Below are 421 nucleotides of genomic sequence, written 5' to 3' on the forward strand. Positions count from 1 at the left end.
GGTCTGTTTAACGGCTTGATTATAAGTGCCGCTGGCATTTTGCTTGTCATCGCGCAGGCTGGCATCGACATTCCAATCGCCTTTTTCCCAACCCAGATTGGTGTACAGGGCATTGGTTTTGTATTGGGCATCGATAGCACGGTTACAGCAGCCGCCCCACACATCAGTACCTTGTGCCAGCAAGCCTGGGCTGCCTGCAACGGTAGCGGCAGAATTCAGCAGTGCCGGTTTATCGCCGCTGGCCTGCATCAGGTATTGATTGAAATTCCAGGTCAGCGCCACATTTTGTATGGAAGTGAAATATCCTACCGTGGTAGCGAGTTTGCCTTCCGCCAATTCAAATGCGCGTGATAAGCGCACGTCGTTACTTGTACTGCCCAAATCATCCAATGAGGTATTGAAGACAGTAGCCGTAAAAGCG

General features: G+C 51.1%; 1 pseudogene. It reads right to left on the reverse strand.

Annotated features, from left to right (window positions below):
- Positions 1-381: pseudogene (locus KDM89_RS19975) on the reverse strand (TonB-dependent receptor); the annotation flags it as partial.
- Positions 382-421: the final 40 nt, after the last annotated feature.

It is taken from the genome of Cognatundibacterium luofuense (assembly GCF_018139685.1).
Taxonomy (GTDB): domain Bacteria; phylum Pseudomonadota; class Gammaproteobacteria; order Burkholderiales; family Burkholderiaceae_D; genus Undibacterium; species Undibacterium luofuense.